16 protein-coding genes are annotated in these 17,667 nt (G+C 62.6%); 11 read left to right on the top strand and 5 right to left on the bottom strand.

All coding sequences use genetic code 11. From position 1 onward, the window contains the following. Positions 1 to 105: 105 nt before the first annotated feature. The 4 genes from puuE to OH764_RS09475 all read left to right on the top strand — a co-directional run bounded on the left by puuE (position 106) and on the right by OH764_RS09475 (position 3,239). Positions 106 to 1,056 carry a polysaccharide deacetylase family protein gene (puuE, locus tag OH764_RS09490; RefSeq protein ID WP_498846597.1) on the top strand — a complete coding sequence of 317 codons (951 nt, stop codon included), beginning with the start codon at positions 106 to 108 and terminating at the stop codon, positions 1,054 to 1,056. Beyond that, positions 1,053 to 1,574: a 2-oxo-4-hydroxy-4-carboxy-5-ureidoimidazoline decarboxylase gene (gene uraD / locus OH764_RS09485; RefSeq protein ID WP_498846596.1), complete on the top strand. Its 522-nt coding sequence runs from the start codon at positions 1,053 to 1,055 to the stop codon at positions 1,572 to 1,574. Before puuE ends, uraD begins: the two co-directional genes overlap by 4 nt. 142 nt (positions 1,575 to 1,716) lie before the next feature. Beyond that, entirely contained in the window at positions 1,717 to 2,730 is a 1,014-nt protein-coding gene (alc, locus tag OH764_RS09480; RefSeq protein ID WP_498846595.1) for an allantoicase, read from the top strand. Beyond that, positions 2,727 to 3,239, top strand: a complete 513-nt coding sequence (locus OH764_RS09475) for an ureidoglycolate lyase (protein WP_408171677.1) — start codon at positions 2,727 to 2,729, stop codon at positions 3,237 to 3,239. Before alc ends, OH764_RS09475 begins: the two co-directional genes overlap by 4 nt. Positions 3,240 to 3,613: 374 nt before the next feature. Here OH764_RS09475 and OH764_RS09470 read toward each other — a convergent pair whose 3' ends face one another. Further along, entirely contained in the window at positions 3,614 to 4,807 is a 1,194-nt protein-coding gene (locus OH764_RS09470; RefSeq protein WP_087753202.1) for a urate hydroxylase PuuD, read from the bottom strand. 185 nt (positions 4,808 to 4,992) lie between these two features. After that, positions 4,993 to 5,346 (bottom strand): hydroxyisourate hydrolase, encoded by a 354-nt coding sequence (gene uraH / locus OH764_RS09465; protein ID WP_498846594.1) that lies wholly within the window; start codon positions 5,344 to 5,346, stop codon positions 4,993 to 4,995. 574 nt (positions 5,347 to 5,920) lie between these two features. Between uraH and OH764_RS09460 the strand changes: the two genes are divergently transcribed. Beyond that, positions 5,921 to 7,318 carry an amidohydrolase family protein gene (locus OH764_RS09460; RefSeq protein ID WP_498846593.1) on the top strand — a complete coding sequence of 466 codons (1,398 nt, stop codon included), beginning with the start codon at positions 5,921 to 5,923 and terminating at the stop codon, positions 7,316 to 7,318. A gap of 76 nt (positions 7,319 to 7,394) precedes the next feature. On the opposite strand, the gene OH764_RS09455 is transcribed toward OH764_RS09460, so the two are convergent. Then, entirely contained in the window at positions 7,395 to 8,327 is a 933-nt protein-coding gene (locus OH764_RS09455) for a LysR substrate-binding domain-containing protein (protein ID WP_007181594.1), read from the bottom strand. A gap of 249 nt (positions 8,328 to 8,576) precedes the next feature. Here OH764_RS09455 and OH764_RS09450 point away from each other — a divergent pair, with 249 nt between their 5' ends. The 4 genes from OH764_RS09450 (at position 8,577) to OH764_RS09435 (ending at position 13,491) form a co-directional block, all read left to right on the top strand. After that, complete coding sequence (locus tag OH764_RS09450; RefSeq protein WP_458049940.1) at positions 8,577 to 10,178, top strand: ABC transporter ATP-binding protein; 1,602 nt, start codon at positions 8,577 to 8,579, stop codon at positions 10,176 to 10,178. Between the two features lie 75 nt (positions 10,179 to 10,253). Next, positions 10,254 to 11,360 carry an ABC transporter permease gene (locus OH764_RS09445; protein WP_087753198.1) on the top strand — a complete coding sequence of 369 codons (1,107 nt, stop codon included), beginning with the start codon at positions 10,254 to 10,256 and terminating at the stop codon, positions 11,358 to 11,360. A 28-nt stretch (positions 11,361 to 11,388) separates the two neighbouring features. Continuing rightward, positions 11,389 to 12,318, top strand: coding sequence for an ABC transporter permease (locus OH764_RS09440; RefSeq protein WP_020070179.1), 930 nt, complete (start codon positions 11,389 to 11,391; stop codon positions 12,316 to 12,318). A gap of 78 nt (positions 12,319 to 12,396) precedes the next feature. After that, positions 12,397 to 13,491: a BMP family ABC transporter substrate-binding protein gene (locus OH764_RS09435; protein WP_498846592.1), complete on the top strand. Its 1,095-nt coding sequence runs from the start codon at positions 12,397 to 12,399 to the stop codon at positions 13,489 to 13,491. A 126-nt stretch (positions 13,492 to 13,617) separates the two neighbouring features. Here OH764_RS09435 and OH764_RS09430 read toward each other — a convergent pair whose 3' ends face one another. Next, positions 13,618 to 13,827, bottom strand: coding sequence for a dodecin (locus OH764_RS09430; RefSeq protein WP_020070181.1), 210 nt, complete (start codon positions 13,825 to 13,827; stop codon positions 13,618 to 13,620). 335 nt (positions 13,828 to 14,162) lie between these two features. Between OH764_RS09430 and OH764_RS09425 the strand changes: the two genes are divergently transcribed. After that, positions 14,163 to 15,755: an ABC-F family ATPase gene (locus OH764_RS09425; protein WP_498846591.1), complete on the top strand. Its 1,593-nt coding sequence runs from the start codon at positions 14,163 to 14,165 to the stop codon at positions 15,753 to 15,755. Positions 15,756 to 15,910: 155 nt separating this feature from the next. Here the strand turns inward: OH764_RS09425 and OH764_RS09420 are convergent, their stop codons facing one another. After that, on the bottom strand, positions 15,911 to 16,072 hold the full coding sequence (locus tag OH764_RS09420; protein ID WP_498846590.1) for a hypothetical protein: 162 nt from the start codon (positions 16,070 to 16,072) through the stop codon (positions 15,911 to 15,913). An 86-nt stretch (positions 16,073 to 16,158) separates the two neighbouring features. Between OH764_RS09420 and OH764_RS09415 the strand changes: the two genes are divergently transcribed. Further along, the gene (locus OH764_RS09415; RefSeq protein ID WP_498846589.1) at positions 16,159 to 17,583 is read left to right on the top strand and encodes an aldehyde dehydrogenase family protein; all 1,425 of its coding nucleotides are present in this window, start codon (positions 16,159 to 16,161) and stop codon (positions 17,581 to 17,583) included. Positions 17,584 to 17,667: the final 84 nt, after the last annotated feature.

The following is a 17,667-nucleotide window of genomic DNA, read 5'->3' as shown; positions in this document are numbered from 1 at the left end:
CCGACGCTGCCCCGGCTATTGCCGCTGTAACACGAGGCACGCCGGCGGCAGCTTTCCAACGCACCTTGCCAGCACAACGTATCGTCACCACGCATTCGTCAAACCATGGCACTCGACCCCAACTATCCACGCGATCTGATCGGCTACGGCCGCCACCCGGTGCAAGCGAACTGGCCAGGGCGAGCGCGCGTCGCAGTGCAATTCGTCCTTAATTACGAGGAGGGCGGTGAGAACTGCGTGCTGCACGGCGATCCTGGCTCGGAGCAGTTCCTGTCGGAGATTGTCGGCGCAGCGGCGTATCCGGCGCGTCACATGAGCATGGAGTCGATATACGAATATGGCTCGCGCGCAGGCGTATGGCGCATTCTTCGTGAATTCGAAAAGCGCGCGCTGCCGCTTACGGTTTTCGGCGTCGGCATGGCGATCGAACGGCATCCCGAACTCGCGCGCGCGTTCGTCGAACTCGGTCATGAGATCGCGTGTCACGGCTATCGCTGGATTCACTATCAGGACGTATCGCCGGAAAAGGAAGCCGAGCATATGCGGCTCGGCATGCAAGCCATCGAACGTGTCACGGGTGAGCGGCCGCTTGGCTGGTACACCGGCCGCGACAGTCCCAACACGCATCGGCTGGTCGCCGAATATGGCGGCTTTCTGTACGACTCCGACTACTACGGCGACGACTTGCCGTTCTGGATGGATGTGCAAGTGACAGGCGGCACGACTGTGCCTCAACTGATCGTGCCGTACACGCTCGACACGAACGACATGCGCTTCGCGAGCCCGCAGGGCTTCAACACGGCAGACCATTTTTTCACGTATCTGCGCGACGCGTTCGACGTGCTTTACGAAGAAGGCGACGAAGCGCCGAAAATGCTGTCCATTGGCATGCACTGCCGGCTGCTCGGACGCCCCGGGCGTTTTCGCGCGCTGCAGCGCTTTCTCGATCATATCGAGCAGCACGATCGCGTATGGGTGACCCGGCGCGTCGATATCGCGCGGCACTGGCGCGAACATCATCCCTATCAGCAACATAACCGCGGGGCTGCGGCATGAAGGCGATGCAATACACACTGGACCAACTCAACACCATTTCGACCGACGCGTTCGTCGCGGCTCTGTCGGGCATCTTCGAGCACTCGCCGTGGGTCGCGGAAATTGCGGCGCATGAGCGGCCGTTTGCCGACATCGACGAACTGCATCGCAAGATGTCGAAGATCGTCGAGACGGCGGGCGAAGAGAAGCAACTTGCGCTGATCAACGCGCACCCGGAGCTGGCGGGCAAGGCAGCGGTTCGCGGCGAACTCACGGCGGAATCGACGCGTGAGCAGAGCGGCGCCGGTCTCGCGCAGTGCACGCAGGAAGAGTTCGACAAGCTGCTCGCGCTGAATACCGCGTATCGCGAGAAGTTCGGCTTTCCGTTCATTCTCGCGGTGCGCGGTTACGACCGTCACGGCATCATCGCGAACTTCGAGGCGCGCGTGAACAATAGCCGTGCCGACGAGCTTCGCGCGAGCCTCGATCAGATCTACCGTATCGCGCGTTTCCGGCTGGACGACCTGATTGGCGCGTGACGAGCGCGCAATGAAAGCGCAGTGAACGCGCGATGCATTGACGATCGCGCGCTGCGCTTCGAGCTTCGGCATTACGTTGCAGCTTTACGCTGCGGCTTCGCCGGAAAATTTCTGGCACTAACAAACATCAAGGAAGACACAGATGGCACTCCCGATTCTCGATCCCAACGCACCCGAATTCACGCGCCGCTACGTGAACCTGGCGGACCCGCGCCTGGGCGCGCAGGCGCTCGAGGCCAGCGACGACTTCTTCGCCCCGAAGGAGCGCATGCTGAACCCGGAGCCGGCCGTCTTCATTCCGGGCAAGTACGACGAACACGGCAAGTGGATGGACGGCTGGGAAACGCGCCGCAAACGTGTGAGTGGCTACGACTGGTGCATCGTCAAGCTGGCGCGCCCCGGCGTGATCAAGGGGCTCGACCTCGACACGAGCCACTTCACGGGTAACTTTCCGCCAGCGGCGTCGGTGGAAGCGGCGCGCGTGGTGGACGGCGTGCCGAACCAGTCGACGCAATGGACCGAGATCGTTCCGTCCACCACGTTGCAAGGCAACAGCCACCACTACCTCGACGTGAGCGACGCAAACGCGTATACGCACCTGCGCGTGAACATCTACCCGGACGGCGGCATCGCGCGTCTGCGCGTGTACGGTCAGCCGCAAGTCGACTGGTCCGGCGCGAGCCGCACGGAACAGTTCGACCTCGCCGCGATGGAAAACGGCGCGTACCTGGTCGCGGCGAATAACCAGCACTTCGGCGCGGCGTCGACCATTCTGATGCCAGGCCGCGGCGTCAATATGGGCGACGGCTGGGAAACGCGGCGCCGCCGCGAACCCGGCAACGATTGGGCGATCGTCGCGCTTGCACAACCGGGCGTCATTTCGAAGATCGAAGTCGACACTGCGCACTTCAAGGGCAATTATCCCGACCGCTGCTCGATTCAGGCCGCATATGTAACCGGTGGCACCGACAGTTCGCTGATCACGCAAGCAATGTTCTGGCCTGTGCTGCTCGGCGAGCAGAAGCTGCAAATGGACAAGCAGCATTACTTCGAAAGCGAGATCGCCGCGCTCGGGCCGGTCACGCACGTGCGCTTCAACATCATTCCGGACGGCGGCGTGTCGCGTTTGCGCCTGTGGGGCACGCTCGCATCATGAAGACGCTTGCAATCGAACCGCTGACGAAAGAATCGTTCGCCGCCTTTGGCGATGTGATCGAACTCGAAGGCGCGAAGCAGATTCCGATCAACCTCGGCACGACGATCCGTTATCACGATCTGGCCAAAGTGGACGTGACCGACGAGAACGGCCGCGCGCTCGTGAACCTGTTTCGTGGACAGCCGCGCGTGCTGCCGTTCGAGGTGAAGATGCTCGAACGCCATCCGCTCGGCAGCCAGGCGTTCGTGCCGCTGAACGACAAGCCGTATCTGGTGGTGGTCGCGCCGGCAGGCGAGCTCGACGAATCGAAAATCCGCGCCTTCGTGACGAGCGGCTGGCAAGGCGTCAATTACGCGAAAGGCGTGTGGCACCATCCGCTGATTGCGTTGGGCGATGTGAGCGACTTCATTGTCGTGGATCGTGGCGGGGAGGGCCTTAATCTGAACGAGCAGGATCTGACGGAGTCGCTCTGGCTGACTGAAGATGCATTGAGCGCGGTGACGGTTTAAGGTTCGTGCTTCGGCGCGAGGACCCGCCGATGTTCAGAAAGCCCACGGCAGCAACGCCGTGGGCTTTTTGCTTTTGCAATGCCAGCGTTCTTGCGTGCGTAGCCTGGCGTAGTGCGTCCCTACATGTACGTCCCGCCTGCACGCGCGGGATGAGTGCAAGGCCGAAACGAACGACGTCCTCCTGCCGCGCTGCCGGAGCAACCCTCAGCGTTGCAGGCGAGCCCGCTATCCATGCGCACGTAGTCCCGGCAACCGGCAACCGGCAACCGGCAAAGAGATAGAAACCAGCCAATAAAAAGCGGGCTTTCCGCTCCCGCGAAAAGCCCGCTTCGTGACGCTCGACTACACCTAGCCGAGCAGAGGCCAGAGTTCGACTATTTTGCCGCGCCACCCTGGAACCAGGCAGCGATCTTCATCCGTTCGTCGTCGGTCATGTGGGTCACGTTGCCAAGCGGCATCGCCTTCAGCGTCACTGCCTGCTGATAGATCCGCTGTGCGTTCTGCGAGATTTCATCCGGCGTATCGAGCAGCACGCCGGCGGGGGCGCTGCCCATCATCGTGGGATGCGCGGAGTGACATGCCACGCAGCGCTGCTGCAGCACTGGTGCAATGTCGGCCACTTTCAGCGTCGGCGCGTTGGCCGCCTGGGCTTGCGGCACCATCGGCTTCGGCATGGTCCAGAAGAGCGCGCCGAACATCAGCGCAATGCCGGCGAGCGGCAGATACCACAGCACCTGGCCGCGATGACGCATGACGAAGAACTGACGGATCAGCGCGCCGGCCAGCATGATGACCACCAGCACCGCCCAGTTGTAGGGATGCGTGTAGGTCATCGCGTAGTGATTCGACAGCATCGCGAACACCACCGGCAACGTGAAATACGTGTTGTGCACCGAGCGCTGTTTGCCACGCTTGCCGTAGATCGGGTTCGGCGTGTCGCCCTTGAGCATCGCGTCGACCATCTTGCGCTGGCCGGGGATGATCACGAAGAACACGTTGGCCGACATGATCGTCGCCAGCATCGCGCCCATGATCAGATACGCCGCGCGCCCCGCAAAGATGTGACAGGCAAGCCAGGCCGCGATCAGCACGTACACGCCGACGCAGATGCCGAGTACCTTGTCCTTGTTGCCGAGAATGCGGCACAACGAGTCGTACACGATCCAGCCCGCAGCCAGAAAGCCGAGCGCCGACGCGACGGCAACCACCGGTCCCATATCGAGCACATTCTTGTCGATCAGATACGTGGACGGAGAAAACAGATACAGCACGGTGAAGAGACCGAAGCCCGACAGCCACGTGGTATAAGACGGCCACTTCGACCAGTGCAGATCGTCGGGCATTTCAGGCGGCGCGACGGTGTACTTCTGCATGTTGTAGAAGCCGCCGCCGTGTACGTGCCACAGTTCGCCGAACACACCGCGCTTGCGCTGGTTCGGGTCGTGCGGCGGCTTCAGGCTGTTGTCGAGCGCGACGAAATAGAACGACTCGCCGATCCATGCAATCGCGGCGACGACGTGGAACCAGCGAATCGCAAGGTTCAACCAGTCGGTGATAAAGCCTTCCATGAAACTCCTCCACTTCTGATTCGTTGTACGCGCGGCGACGTTCGACGCCTTTTTGCACCCGGCCGATAGACGAGGGCGGGCAGAGCGTCACCGCGCGGACTGCGGGGTGAAAGACGCGGTGCGCTCAGTTCGCACGACGTCGTTGTTGTTAGGGGTTAATGAGCGGCGCCGTTCGGCGATACCTGTCAACTGCCGCGATACGTGCTGTAAGACCAAGGCGACACGAGCAAGGGCACGTGATAGTGCGCAGCGGCGTCGGCGACGCCGAAGCGCAACACGACGCGGTCCACGAAACGCGGCTCGGGTACCTTGGTACCGATCGAAGCGAAGTAGTCGCCGGCGGCGAACACCAGTTCGTACTCGCCTGCAACGAGCGCGTCGCCTTGCAGCAACGGTTCGTCGCAGCGGCCGTCGTCATTGGTGATGGTGGTTTTCAGCGCGCGGCGCGTGTCGCCCGCGAGCGCGAAGAGTTCGACCTTGATGCCCGCGCCGGGACGACCGTTCGCGGTGTCGAGCACATGGGTAGTGAGCTTTCCCATTCGCAATTTTCCTTGTGTGTTTGCGAGGTTTCGGCGGCAGCCCGATCCAGATACGTTTGCGGCGGATCGAGGCTCCACGTCAGTGGCTACATACCCGTCGGCGAATTGAAGCGAGCGCCGTTGCAGCCATTGTAGAAAGTTGTTCCGTCCAGCGCGGGCGCGATAAGAAAGATAATAGCTGGCGCATGACGGACGGTCTGCCGAAAGGCGCAGCGAGCAATCTCGCGCAGCCGTTGCAGCGCATAGCACTTCCGTTCGATCGTACCGGCGTCAAAAATGCCCCACTATATCGGCAGCCTGAAGATGGTTATCGCAACGGCGCGTGTTGTCAGCGTTATTTTGACGGCCGAAGGTTACGCCTGTGCGCCGCAGCAACGGGAAGGCTGAGAGGCTTTGAGCGCGGCACACGTCCCGAAGACGGCGCAATACGCTGGGTAACCGGGCCAACGGCGTTCGACGGGACGCGGCGGCGTAACCGGGCCAACGGCGTTCGACGGGACGCGGCGGCGCGGCTTACGCGCCGTCACATCGCGTTCGGACGACTTTGCACGGAAGCAATCAGGCGGAGAAACGGATGACGATGGAACACGCAGCACAACAAACGGGCAAGCCGAACAGAACAATGCTGGTCAAGCACGCAGACGTGCTCGTCACGATGGACGGCGCACGGCGCGAACTGCGCGACGGCGGTCTCTATATCGAGGACAACCGCATTGTCGCCGTAGGGCCGACAGCGGATTTGCCGGAAACCGCCGACGAGGTGCTGGACATGCGCGGGCATCTGGTGATTCCCGGACTCGTGAACACGCATCACCACATGTATCAAAGCCTGACGCGCGCGATTCCGGCCGCGCAGAACGCCGAGTTGTTCGGCTGGCTCACGAGCCTCTACAAAGTGTGGGCGAATCTCACACCGGAGATGATCGAAGTCTCCACGTTGACGGCAATGGCCGAGTTGTTGCTGTCCGGTTGCACGACGTCGAGCGACCATCTGTATATCTATCCGAACGGCAGCCGGCTCGACGACAGCATCGCCGCGGCGCGCAGCATAGGCATGCGTTTTCATGCGGCGCGCGGCAGCATGAGCGTGGGACAGAAAGACGGCGGCTTGCCGCCCGATTCGGTGGTCGAGCGTGAAGCGGACATATTGAAGGACACGCAACGCCTCATCGAGACGTATCACGACGAAGGGCGTTACGCGATGCTGCGCGTCGTCGTCGCGCCATGCTCGCCGTTTTCAGTGAGCCGCGATCTGATGCGAGAGTCGGCCGCGATGGCGCGGCAATACGATGTGTCTCTGCATACGCACCTCGCCGAAAACACGAACGACGTCGCGTATAGCCAGGAGAAGTTCGGCATGACACCCGCACAGTATGCCGAAGACCTCGGCTGGGTCGGGCGCGATGTGTGGCATGCGCACTGCGTGCAACTCGACGACGCGGGCATCGAACTGTTCGCGCGTACCGGCACGGGTGTCGCGCATTGTCCGTGCTCGAATATGCGGCTCGCGTCGGGTATTGCGCCCATCAAGCGGATGCGGCTTGCGGGCGTGCCGGTGGGTTTGGGGGTGGACGGCTCGGCGTCGAACGACGGCGCGCAGATGGTCGCCGAAGTGCGCCAGGCGTTGCTGTTGCAGCGAGTCGGTTTTGGCCCGGACGCGATGACGGCCCGCGAAGCGCTGGAGATCGCCACGCTCGGCGGCGCGAAGGTGCTGAACCGCGACGACATTGGCGCGCTCGCACCGGGCATGGCGGCGGACTTCGTGTCGTTCGATTTGCGTCAGCCGCTCTTTGCCGGCGCATTGCACGACCCGGTCGCGGCGCTGGTGTTCTGCGCGCCGTCGCAGGTAAGCCATAGCGTGATTGGAGGCAACGTCGTCGTGAGGGACGGACAGCTGGCGACGCTCGAACTCGGTCCGGTGATCGAGCGGCATAACCGCCTGGCAAAGACGCTTTACGAAGCGGCGGCATGACATGAAGCGTCGCGGCGCCTGCGCACAATCACACACGCAAGCGCCGCCAGTGGTCAAACGCCTAACGTCTCAAGGCTCAAGGCTTGTCGATCAATGTCCTGGTCGCTTCGGCGACGAGGCTGCGCAGCCAGCGCACTTCATCGGAGTAATGCACGCGCTCGTGCCACAGCTGGTAGTACTGCATCGGCGGAAAGTCGAGCGGCGCGGGCACCACGGTCAGCGGCAGGAACTTGGCGTAGTAATCGGCGAAGAGGCGCGTTGTCGTGAAGATCAGGTCGGACTTGATCAGCACGTATGGCGCGAGATTGAAGTACGGCAGCGTGACGACCACGTGGCGTTTGAGCCGCTCGCGCGCGAGGTGCACGTCGATCGCACCGCGCTGACCCACCGAGTACGGAGTAGGCGCGAGATGCGGGGCGTTCAGGTATTGGTCGAGCGTGAGCCCGCCGCGTTTGGCGAACGGATGTGCATTGCTCATCAGGCAGACGATCTGATCGACGAACAGGTTCGACAAATGTAGCTGCTCGGGCGGCTCGGGCCAGTTGCCCACGACAATGTCGAGCTTGCCGTCTTCGAGCGCGAGTTCGTAGTCGAACGCGGGACCGAGCGAGTGAAACTCGAGCGTCGCGTTCGGCGCCGCCTGGCGAAACCGCTCGACCACCGTCGGCACGAACAGCACGTTCAGGTAGTCCGGGCAGCCGATGCGGTAGCAGCGAATGGAAGTGGCCGGGTCGAAATTGTGTTGCTGGAACTTGATGCGTTCGATCTCGCGCAGCGCGTTCTGCACCGGTTCGAGGAGGCGCAGGCCGTATTCGGTGGGCACCATGCCGGATTTGCCGCGCACGAGCAGCGGGTCGCCGGTAATGTCGCGCAACCGGCGCAGCGCGGCGCTGATAGCGGGTTGCGACTGGTTCAGTTTGACGGCCGCGCGCGTGACGCTGCGTTCCATCAACAAGGTGTGCAAGACGCGCAGAAGGTAGGTATCGATCGCCTCGCGTTGCTGACTCATGACTTCTCCGAAATATATGTTCTGGCTGATCGAATGGGGGCGTGGGTATATGCGTTTTAATATGAACGAAAAACGGCGTCAAGAGAGACATACCCGCAGAGCTTGCTGTGGCGCGGGTTTGCGGGAATTTTGGCGGCTCGACTGAGCGGGTCGAATTAGGTATTGTCATCCGGTTGTGGTGACGGATCGCCCGCCGGCAAGGTGGACGACCGCGCAGCAACCGCAGTCACCGACGCACTACGGAATCACATGAGCGACTCTTTCTATAGCGACGGCGCCGCCGCGCAGCCGGCAACGAGGCCGGAACAGGCGGCGCCCCGGTTGATGCTCAAAGGCATCACCAAACAATATCCCGCCGTGCGGGCCAACGACGACGTCACGCTGATCGTCGCGCCGGGCGAGATCCACGCCGTGCTCGGCGAGAACGGCGCGGGCAAGAGCACGCTGATGAAGGTGATCTACGGCGCGGTGCGGCCCGATGCCGGAGAGATTCAATGGGAAGGCGAAGCGGTCGAGATCGCGAGCCCCGCGGCGGCGCGCAAGCTCGGCATCGGCATGGTCTTTCAGCACTTTTCGCTGTTCGAAACGCTCACGGTCGGCGAAAACATTGCGCTTGCACTCGACGAACCCTTCGATCTCAAAGCGCTTTCGAAACGCATCCGCGAAGTCTCCGCCGACTACGGCCTCGACATCGACCCGCAGCGTCACGTGCACAGCCTGACCGTGGGCGAGCGGCAGCGCGTCGAAATCGTGCGCTGCCTGCTGCAGAACCCGCGTTTGCTGATCATGGACGAACCCACGTCCGTGCTCACGCCGCAAGCGGTGCGCAAACTCTTCGCGACGCTGCGGCGGCTCGCGGCCGAGGGCTGCAGCATTCTCTACATCAGCCACAAGCTCGACGAAATCCAGGAACTGTGCGACACGGCGACGGTGATGCGCGGCGGCCGTGTCACCGGCCACGTGAAGCCGAAAGAGGAAACGCATGCGTCGCTCGCGCAGTTGATGGTCGGCCATTCGCTGCCCGACTACACGCGTCGCGAGCACAATCCGGGCGCGGTGCTGCTCGATGTGAAGGCGTTGTCGGTGACGAGCGACGACCCGTTCGGCACGTCGCTCGAGAACGTGTCGTTCGCCGTTCACGCGGGCGAGATCTTCGGCATTGCCGGCGTCTCGGGCAACGGTCAGGCGGAACTGCTGTCGGCGCTCTCAGGCGAGAAGCGCGGCCTGCGAGCGGACGCCGTCACGATATGCGGCAAGCCCGCGGGGCGGCTTGGCGCGGGCGGCCGGCGTGCGCTCGGCTTCGGCTTCGTGCCGGAAGAGCGCCTGGGCCGGGGTGCCGTGCCAGCAATGACGCTGTCCGAAAACGCGCTGCTCACCGCGCATCGTCAGAAGATGGTCAACTCGGGCTGGATCAACTCGGGCGCGATGCGTGCATTTGCCCGGCGCTGCATTGAAGCCTTCGATGTACGATGCGGCGGCTCCGAGGCGCTCGCGCAAAGCCTGTCGGGTGGCAATCTGCAGAAGTACATCATGGGCCGCGAGATTCTGCAGGCGCCGAAGGTGCTGGTGGTCGCGCAACCTACCTGGGGCGTCGACGTCGGCGCGGCGGCCTTCATTCGCCAGCAGTTGCTCGATCTGTCGGCAAGCGGCGTGGCGATCCTCGTGATTTCCGAGGAACTCGAAGAACTGTTCGACATCTGCGATCGCATTGCGGTGCTCGCGGGCGGCAGGCTCTCGCCGGTACGCGCCACCGGCGCGACCAACGCCGAGGAAATCGGCCGCTGGATGGCGGGCCTTTTCGGTGGCCGCGAGGGCACGGCGCCTTCAGCGGAACAGCCGGCGCATGTTTGAGCCGCAGTATCTCGCTGTATCGCGCGGTATCCATCTCCGCGTCCGTTACTGGAACCAAAAAAACACACGCTACCCATGATTCTTCCGTATCGACTCGAAGCGCGCACGACGCCCTCGCGCACCATGCAGCTCGCCGTGCCGCTGATCGCGGCATTGCTCACACTCGCCATCGGCTTTGTGATTTTCGGCCTCGTCGGCCGCGACCCGCTGCAAGCGATGCACGCGTTCTTCATCGAACCGCTGTCGAGCGTGAACGGCTGGTCGGAGCTTCTGCTCAAGGCATCTCCGTTGTGCCTGATCGGTCTCGGGCTTGCGATCGGATATCGCGCGAATGTGTGGAACATCGGCGCGGAAGGGCAGATGCTGCTCGGCGGCATTGCCGCGAGCGGCGTCGCGATCTATTTCGATCAGGCGACCGGCTGGTGGATTCTGCCTCTCATGATGATCGCCGGCGTGATCGGCGGCATGTTGTGGGCGGCGATTCCCGCGCTGCTGAAAAGCCGTTTCAACACCAACGAGATTCTCGTGAGCCTCATGCTCACCTACGTGGCCACGCAACTGCTGATCTATCTGGTGAGCGGCCCTTGGCGCGATCCGCAGGGCATGAATTTTCCGCTGTCGGAAATGTTCAGCGGCGATGCCCTCTATCCGACGTTTTACGGCGACTGGCACTGGAAATGGCTGCGCGGCACGCGTCTGAATGCGTCGGTATTCGTCACGCTGATTGCGATTCCGCTCGTCTGGCTCTTCATGCGCAAAAGCTTTGCCGGTTACCGGATGAACGTCGGCGGTCTTGCGCCGCTTGCCGCCCGTTATGCAGGCTTCTCCGATAAGAAAACTATCTGGATGTCGCTTCTGATCAGCGGCGGACTCGCGGGCCTCGCGGGCATGGGCGAGATCGCCGGGCCTATCGGCCAGTTGCAGGCGACGTGGTCGCCGGGTTACGGCTTCACGGCAATCATCGTCGTGTTCGTCGGACGGCTGCATCCTGTCGGCATCGTGCTCGCAAGCCTGCTGATGGCGTTGCTGTATCTCGGCGGCGAAGCAGTGCAGACTTCGATGCAGTTGCCGCAGGCGCTCTCAGGCGTGTTCCAGGGACTGCTGCTGTTCTGCCTGCTCGGCGCCGATCTGTTCGTAAATTACCGCGTACGCCGGCGCTCCGTTGCCGCGCAAGCCCACTGACCCGTCTACCGCTTCGTTGCCGCAATCCATGGATATTCAACAAGCCAGCGCGCTCACTTCGAGCGCCGTCACCGCCGCGATTCCGCTGATGTTCGCGGGCGCGGGTGAACTCGTCACCGAAAAGTCGGGCGTTCTCAATCTCGGCGTGGAGGGCATGATGCTGATGGGCGCCGTGACCGGCTACGCGGTTACTGCGATCACAGGCAGCCCCTGGCTCGGGGTGCTCGCCGCGATCGGCGCGGGCCTCGCCATGTCGCTGCTGTTCGCGTTTCTCACGCTGACCATGCTCGCCAACCAGGTCGCCACGGGTCTGTCTCTGACGATTTTCGGCATCGGCCTTTCCGCGTATGTCGGCAAGCCGTACACGTCGGCGGCGGTACGCGCGACCATCGACACGTGGACCATTCCGGGTCTCTCGAAGATTCCGGTGCTCGGTCCCGCGCTTTTCAGTCTCACGCCGCTCGATTACCTCGCGTTCTTGATGTTCGCGGTAATCGGCTGGTTCCTCTATCGCACGCGCGCGGGGCTCGTGCTGCGCTCGGTCGGCGAGTCGCCGCAGGTCGCGCATTCGGTTGGCTTCCCGGTGGTGGGCGTGCGCTATGGCGCGGTCGCATTCGGCGGCGGCATGGCGGGACTGGCCGGCGGCTATTATTCGATTGTCAATCTGCACCTCTGGCAGGAGCAACTCACATCGGGGCGAGGCTGGATCGCGCTCGCGCTTGTCGTATTCGCGACGTGGCGCCCGGGGCGCCTGCTGATCGGCGCGCTGCTGTTCGGCGCCGTGACCGGCCTGCAGTTCTACGCGCAGGCGATCGGCGTGCCGGTGCCGACGCAATTCCTCGCGATGCTGCCGTACGTCGCGACGGTCGTCGTGCTCGTGCTGATCTCGCGCAACCCGAACACGATCCGCCTGAATGCGCCGGCATCGCTTGGCAAGCCGTTTTTCTCGGCAGGCTAAGGATCGTCGGCATCGTCAGCACCGTCTGCAAGTGCTCCCCGAATCTCAAATCAATCGATAAACACGACAGGAGAAAACATGAAGAGAAGAAATCTGCTGACCGCTTTTGCCTGGGGCGCGGCGTCGCTCGGGCTGGTTGCGTCGCTGCCGCAGGCCGCCCATGCCGCCGACGCGCCGGGCGTGGCGTTCGTCTATCTCGGCAATCCGGGCGATGCCGGCTGGACGTTCGCGCACGATCAGGGTTCGAAGGAAGCCGAGGCGAAGTTCGGCAACAAGGTCAAGATCACGCGCATTGAGAACGTGCCGGAATCGGCCGACTCCGAGCGCGTATTCCGCGATCTGGCGAACAAGGGCAACAAGATCATCATCGGTTCGAGCTTCGGCTATCAGGACTTCGAACTCAAAGTCGCAAAAGACTTTCCGGACACCGTTTTCCTGCACGCGACCGGGTACAAGAAGGCGCCGAATTTCGGGACATACGACGTGCGCATGTACCAAGGCGCGTACCTCGCCGGCGTGGCCGCCGGTTACGTGACGAAGACGAACACGCTCGGCTTCGTCGCTTCGGTGCCGATTCCGGAAGTGGTTCGCAACATCAATGCGTACACCCTCGGCGCGCGCTCGGTGAATCCGAAAGTGCATACCAAGGTCATCTGGATCAATAGCTGGTTCGATCCGGGCAAGGAGAAGCAGGCCGCTGAAACGCTGATCGGCCAGGGCGCGGACGTGCTGTTGCAAAACACGGATTCGAGCGCGACGCTCGCGACCGCATCCGAGAAACATGTGCACGCGTTCGGCTGGGATTCGGACATGAAAAAGTTCGGTCCGAGCGCGCATCTGGGTTCGGTGGTCGCTCACTGGGGCGTGTATTACAACGCGGCGATCCAGCAGGTGCTCGACGGCAAATGGAAGAACGACCCGGTGTGGTGGGGCATTCCGCAGAAGGCCGTCGATCTGGAGGACCTGAACACGTCGGCGATTCCGGCTGACGCGCAGAAGAAGGTCGCCGCGAAGCGCGACGAACTGGCGGGCGGCAAGTGGGATGTGTTCGCCGGTCCGATCAAGGACCAGTCCGGCACGGTGAAGGTGCCGGCCGGCAAGACGCTGACCGATCCGGAACTGCAGCGCCTGAACTGGTACGTGGAAGGCGTGGACGGTTCGTTGCCGAAATAACGCGCAACGTTACGGCGGGCCGCCGCCGCATGAAAAGACTGCTGGAGCCGCGTCCGCCACGGACGCTGCTCTTCCGGTTTCAGTCGGGCGCCGTCCGGCGGCTCCACGTCGCCGGCGTTAGCCGCATCAATCGTCGATGCGCAAGCCTACTTTGATCGTCACCTGCCAGAAGGCGACTTTGTCGTTTTCGATCTGGCCCCGGGTTTCCGTCACTTCGAACCAGTGCAGATTGCGCAACGTTTTCGACGCCTTCGCAATGGCGGTGCTGATGGCGTCGTCAATCGATTTGGGCGATGAGCCGGTCAGTTCGATCTGCTTGTAGACGTGGTCTGACATGAAGTCTCTCCTTTGATCTTCGTTGGCGTTCAGGAAGTATAGGTAACGCGCACGGGTAAAACGTCAGTCGCGTGACGATCCGACGTTGCACGGCGCGTGCCCGCTCAACGAGGCCGGAAGGGCCGATGGCCGCTATTTGCTGCGCGCCTGGCGCCCGCTGAACGTGTTGAACCGTGCGCGGACGGGCCGAGGCGAGCCGGATTTCGGCGTTCATCGACATTTTGCAGACGCCGCGCGCCGTCACCGGCCGGCACCGCATCGCGCGCGGGCTAGATTCGCGATAACCTGCTAAAATATTGGGTTTTTCGCCGATATCACATTCAAAGGGACGCGCCGTGCTGTCTACTGCCAACATCACCATGCAATTCGGGCCAAAGCCCCTGTTCGAGAACATCTCGGTCAAATTCGGGGGAGGGAACCGCTATGGCCTGATCGGTGCTAACGGCTGCGGCAAGTCCACGTTCATGAAAATCCTGGGCGGCGATCTGGAGCCGAGCTCGGGCAACGTGATGCTCGAGCCGAACGTGCGCCTCGGTAAATTGCGCCAGGACCAGTTCGCGTATGAAGATGTGCGCGTGCTCGACGTCGTGATGATGGGCCACGCAGAAATGTGGGCCGCCATGACCGAGCGTGACGCGATCTACGCGAACCCCGACGCGACCGACGACGACTACATGCACGCGGCCGAACTCGAAGCGAAGTTCGCCGAATACGACGGCTATACCGCCGAGGCGCGCGCGGGCGAATTGCTGCTCGGCATCGGTATCGCGATTGAGGATCACAACGGCCCCATGAGCAACGTCGCGCCTGGCTGGAAGCTGCGCGTGCTGCTCGCGCAGGCGCTGTTTTCGAAGCCGGACGTGCTGCTGCTCGACGAGCCGACCAACAACCTGGACATCAACTCGATCCGCTGGCTGGAAGACGTGCTCAACCAGTACAACTCGACGATGATCATCATCTCGCACGATCGGCACTTCCTGAACCAGGTCTGCACGCACATGGCCGACATGGACTTCGGCACGCTGAAGGTCTATCCGGGCAATTACGACGACTACATGCTGGCCAGCACGCAGGCGCGCGAGCGTCAGCAGAACGCGAATGCGAAGGCCAAGGAGCGTGTCGCCGACCTGCAGGACTTCGTGCGCCGCTTCTCCGCGAACAAGTCGAAGGCGCGCCAGGCAACCAGCCGTCTGAAGATGATCGACAAGATCAAGATCGAGGAATTCAAGCCGTCGTCGCGGCAGAATCCGTTTATTCGCTTCGAGTTCGAAAAGAAGCTGCACAACATCGCGGTGGTCGCGGACAGCATTTCGAAGAAGTACGAGCGCACGATCTTCAACAATTTCAGCATCAGCGTGCAGCCTGGTGAGCGGATCGCAATCATCGGCGAGAACGGCGCAGGCAAGACCACGCTGTTGCGCTCGTTGCTCGGCAATCTGCAACTCGATCACGGCACGGTGAAGTGGGCCGAGAACGCGAACGTCGGCTATATGCCCCAGGACACGTACGAAGAGTTTCCGAACGACGTCACCTTGATGGACTGGATCGACTCCTATCGCAAGGAAGGCGACGACGAGCAGATGGTGCGCGGCACGCTGGGCCGTCTTCTGTTCAATGCCGACGACATCCGCAAGTCGGTCAAGGTGCTGTCGGGCGGCGAGAAGGGCCGCATGATCTGGGGCAAGCTGATGCTGGGCCGCCATAACGTGCTGCTCATGGACGAGCCGACCAATCACATGGACATGGAATCGATCGAGTCGCTGCAAATCGCGCTCGACAAGTTCGAAGGCACGTTGATTTTCGTGTCGCACGACCGCGAGTTCGTGAGCGGGCTGGCCAACCGGATTATCGAAGTGAAGACCGACGGCACGCTGAACGACTTCGGCGGGAATTATGAAGACTTCCTGTTGAGCCAGGGCGTGCAGTAAGCGTCTGACGAGCAGGGTTGGCGAAGCCATCGACCGTCGGATTTGCCCCGCCGGAAACATGGCTCCCGAGAACGGCGGTTCGGCATGCCCTGTGCATGTCGGACCGCCGTTTTTCATTTCGCCGGCGGCTGACCCGATGACAGGATTGTGCTTAGCTACTTCTGACTCGCCGGCGGCAGCCGTGCAAAGAAGCAGAAGTTGCCCAGGCCGGCGAGAAGATCGGCCACTGGATGCGCGGCCTCCTTCGTGAGGTCCAGTTCGGCTTCAGACGCCGCGTCCGGCGCCGATTCCGCCGCGCACGCGGTACCTGCTGTCACGGCGATAGCTATCAGCGCGCCGACGCGTTCGTCCCGACGCTGATTACAATAGGACGATCAATGTCCGCAGACAGAGGCCGACCATCATGAAGACCTACGACAAACTCTATATCGACGGAAAATGGATTGAGCCCTGTGGCACGGGCACGATCGACGTGGTGGATTCGGGCACCGAGGAAGTCATGGGGCGCATCCCTGAAGGCGTCGAAGCCGATGCCGAAAGCGCGATTGCCGCCGCGCGCGTGGCCTTCGACGGCTGGGCCGGGACGCCCGCCGCGCAGCGCGGCGAGTATCTAAGGCGCATTGCCGAAAACCTGAAAGCGCGCACCGATGAACTGGCTGCGCTGATCGCGGGCGAAGTAGGTATGCCGCTGAAGCTCTCGCGCGCCATTCAGGTGGGCAGCCCCGTGTACAACTGGAACGCGTATGCGAAGCTCGCCGGCGAGTTCGAATTCGAGACGCGCGTCGGCAATTCGCTCGTCGTGCGCGAACCGGTCGGCGTGGTCGCCGCCATCACGCCATGGAATTACCCGCTCAATCAGATCACGCTGAAGGTGGCGGCGGCGCTCGCCGCCGGTTGCACGGTGGTGCTCAAGCCTTCGGAAATCGCGCCTTTGAATGCCTTTGTGCTTGCCGAGGCGATCCACGAAGCCGGGCTGCCCGCCGGCGTGTTCAATCTCGTCAGCGGTTACGGGCCGGTCGTCGGCGAGATTCTCGCTAGCCATCCATCGGTCGATATGGTGTCGTTCACCGGTTCCACGCGCGCGGGCAAGCGTGTGTCGGAACTGGCGTCGGCGACGATCAAGCGCGTCGCGCTCGAACTCGGCGGCAAGTCGGCCTCGGTGATTCTCGACGACGCCGACTTCGCCGCCGCGGTGAAAGGCACCGTCAGCGCGTGCTTCCTGAACTCGGGGCAAACGTGCTCCGCGCACACACGCATGCTGGTCCCCGAGGCGCGCTACGACGAAGCGCGAGCGCTCGCGAAACAGGTGGCCGAGACATATGCAGCCGGCGATCCACGCGACGAGAAAACACGCCTCGGGCCATTGGCGTCGGCGGCGCAGCAGGCACGCGTGCAGCAATACATCGCCAAAGGAATCGAGGAAGGCGCCGAGCTCGTAACCGGCGGCGCGGGGCTGCCTGACGGCGTGTCGAAAGGCTTCTTCGTCAAACCTACCGTGTTCGGCCGGGTACATCCGAAAGCGACGATCGCACAAGAGGAAATCTTCGGCCCGGTCTTGTCCATTCTGACCTACAAGGACGAAGAAGAGGCGATTCGGATTGCCAACGATTCGCCGTATGGACTAGGCGGCGCGGTGTGGGCGGGCAGCGACGAGCGCGCCCAAGGTGTTGCGCGCCGCATCCGCACGGGTCAGATCGACATCAACGGCGGCGCATGGAATATGGCCGCGCCGTTCGGCGGCTTCAAGCAATCGGGCTTTGGACGCGAGAACGGGGTCTACGGGCTCGAGGAATATCTCGAACTCAAATCGATGCAATTCAAAGTTTGATCCGGATGACCGGCGTCAAGCAACCGGCGCGCGCGCGAACCCCATTCGCGCGCTGCTTGACCTGACGCAACCCCGGCTGCGCCC

The sequence above is a fragment of the Burkholderia sp. M6-3 genome (assembly GCF_050858985.1).
GTDB lineage: Bacteria > Pseudomonadota > Gammaproteobacteria > Burkholderiales > Burkholderiaceae > Paraburkholderia > Paraburkholderia caledonica.
Note: the sequence above shows the minus strand (reverse complement) of the source record. Positions and strands in the feature narration are given on the sequence as shown.

What these genes read in the sequence shown, in the direction of transcription:
- puuE (WP_498846597.1), top strand. Translation starts at nt 106, where the DNA reads ATGGCACTCGACCCCAACTATCCACGCGATCTGATCGGCTACGGCCGC.
- uraD (WP_498846596.1), top strand. Translation starts at nt 1,053, where the DNA reads ATGAAGGCGATGCAATACACACTGGACCAACTCAACACCATTTCGACC.
- alc (WP_498846595.1), top strand. Translation starts at nt 1,717, where the DNA reads ATGGCACTCCCGATTCTCGATCCCAACGCACCCGAATTCACGCGCCGC.
- OH764_RS09475 (WP_408171677.1), top strand. Translation starts at nt 2,727, where the DNA reads ATGAAGACGCTTGCAATCGAACCGCTGACGAAAGAATCGTTCGCCGCC.
- OH764_RS09470 (WP_087753202.1), bottom strand. Translation starts at nt 4,807, where the DNA reads ATGGAAGGCTTTATCACCGACTGGTTGAACCTTGCGATTCGCTGGTTC.
- uraH (WP_498846594.1), bottom strand. Translation starts at nt 5,346, where the DNA reads ATGGGAAAGCTCACTACCCATGTGCTCGACACCGCGAACGGTCGTCCC.
- OH764_RS09460 (WP_498846593.1), top strand. Translation starts at nt 5,921, where the DNA reads ATGACGATGGAACACGCAGCACAACAAACGGGCAAGCCGAACAGAACA.
- OH764_RS09455 (WP_007181594.1), bottom strand. Translation starts at nt 8,327, where the DNA reads ATGAGTCAGCAACGCGAGGCGATCGATACCTACCTTCTGCGCGTCTTG.
- OH764_RS09450 (WP_458049940.1), top strand. Translation starts at nt 8,577, where the DNA reads ATGAGCGACTCTTTCTATAGCGACGGCGCCGCCGCGCAGCCGGCAACG.
- OH764_RS09445 (WP_087753198.1), top strand. Translation starts at nt 10,254, where the DNA reads ATGATTCTTCCGTATCGACTCGAAGCGCGCACGACGCCCTCGCGCACC.
- OH764_RS09440 (WP_020070179.1), top strand. Translation starts at nt 11,389, where the DNA reads ATGGATATTCAACAAGCCAGCGCGCTCACTTCGAGCGCCGTCACCGCC.
- OH764_RS09435 (WP_498846592.1), top strand. Translation starts at nt 12,397, where the DNA reads ATGAAGAGAAGAAATCTGCTGACCGCTTTTGCCTGGGGCGCGGCGTCG.
- OH764_RS09430 (WP_020070181.1), bottom strand. Translation starts at nt 13,827, where the DNA reads ATGTCAGACCACGTCTACAAGCAGATCGAACTGACCGGCTCATCGCCC.
- OH764_RS09415 (WP_498846589.1), top strand. Translation starts at nt 16,159, where the DNA reads ATGAAGACCTACGACAAACTCTATATCGACGGAAAATGGATTGAGCCC.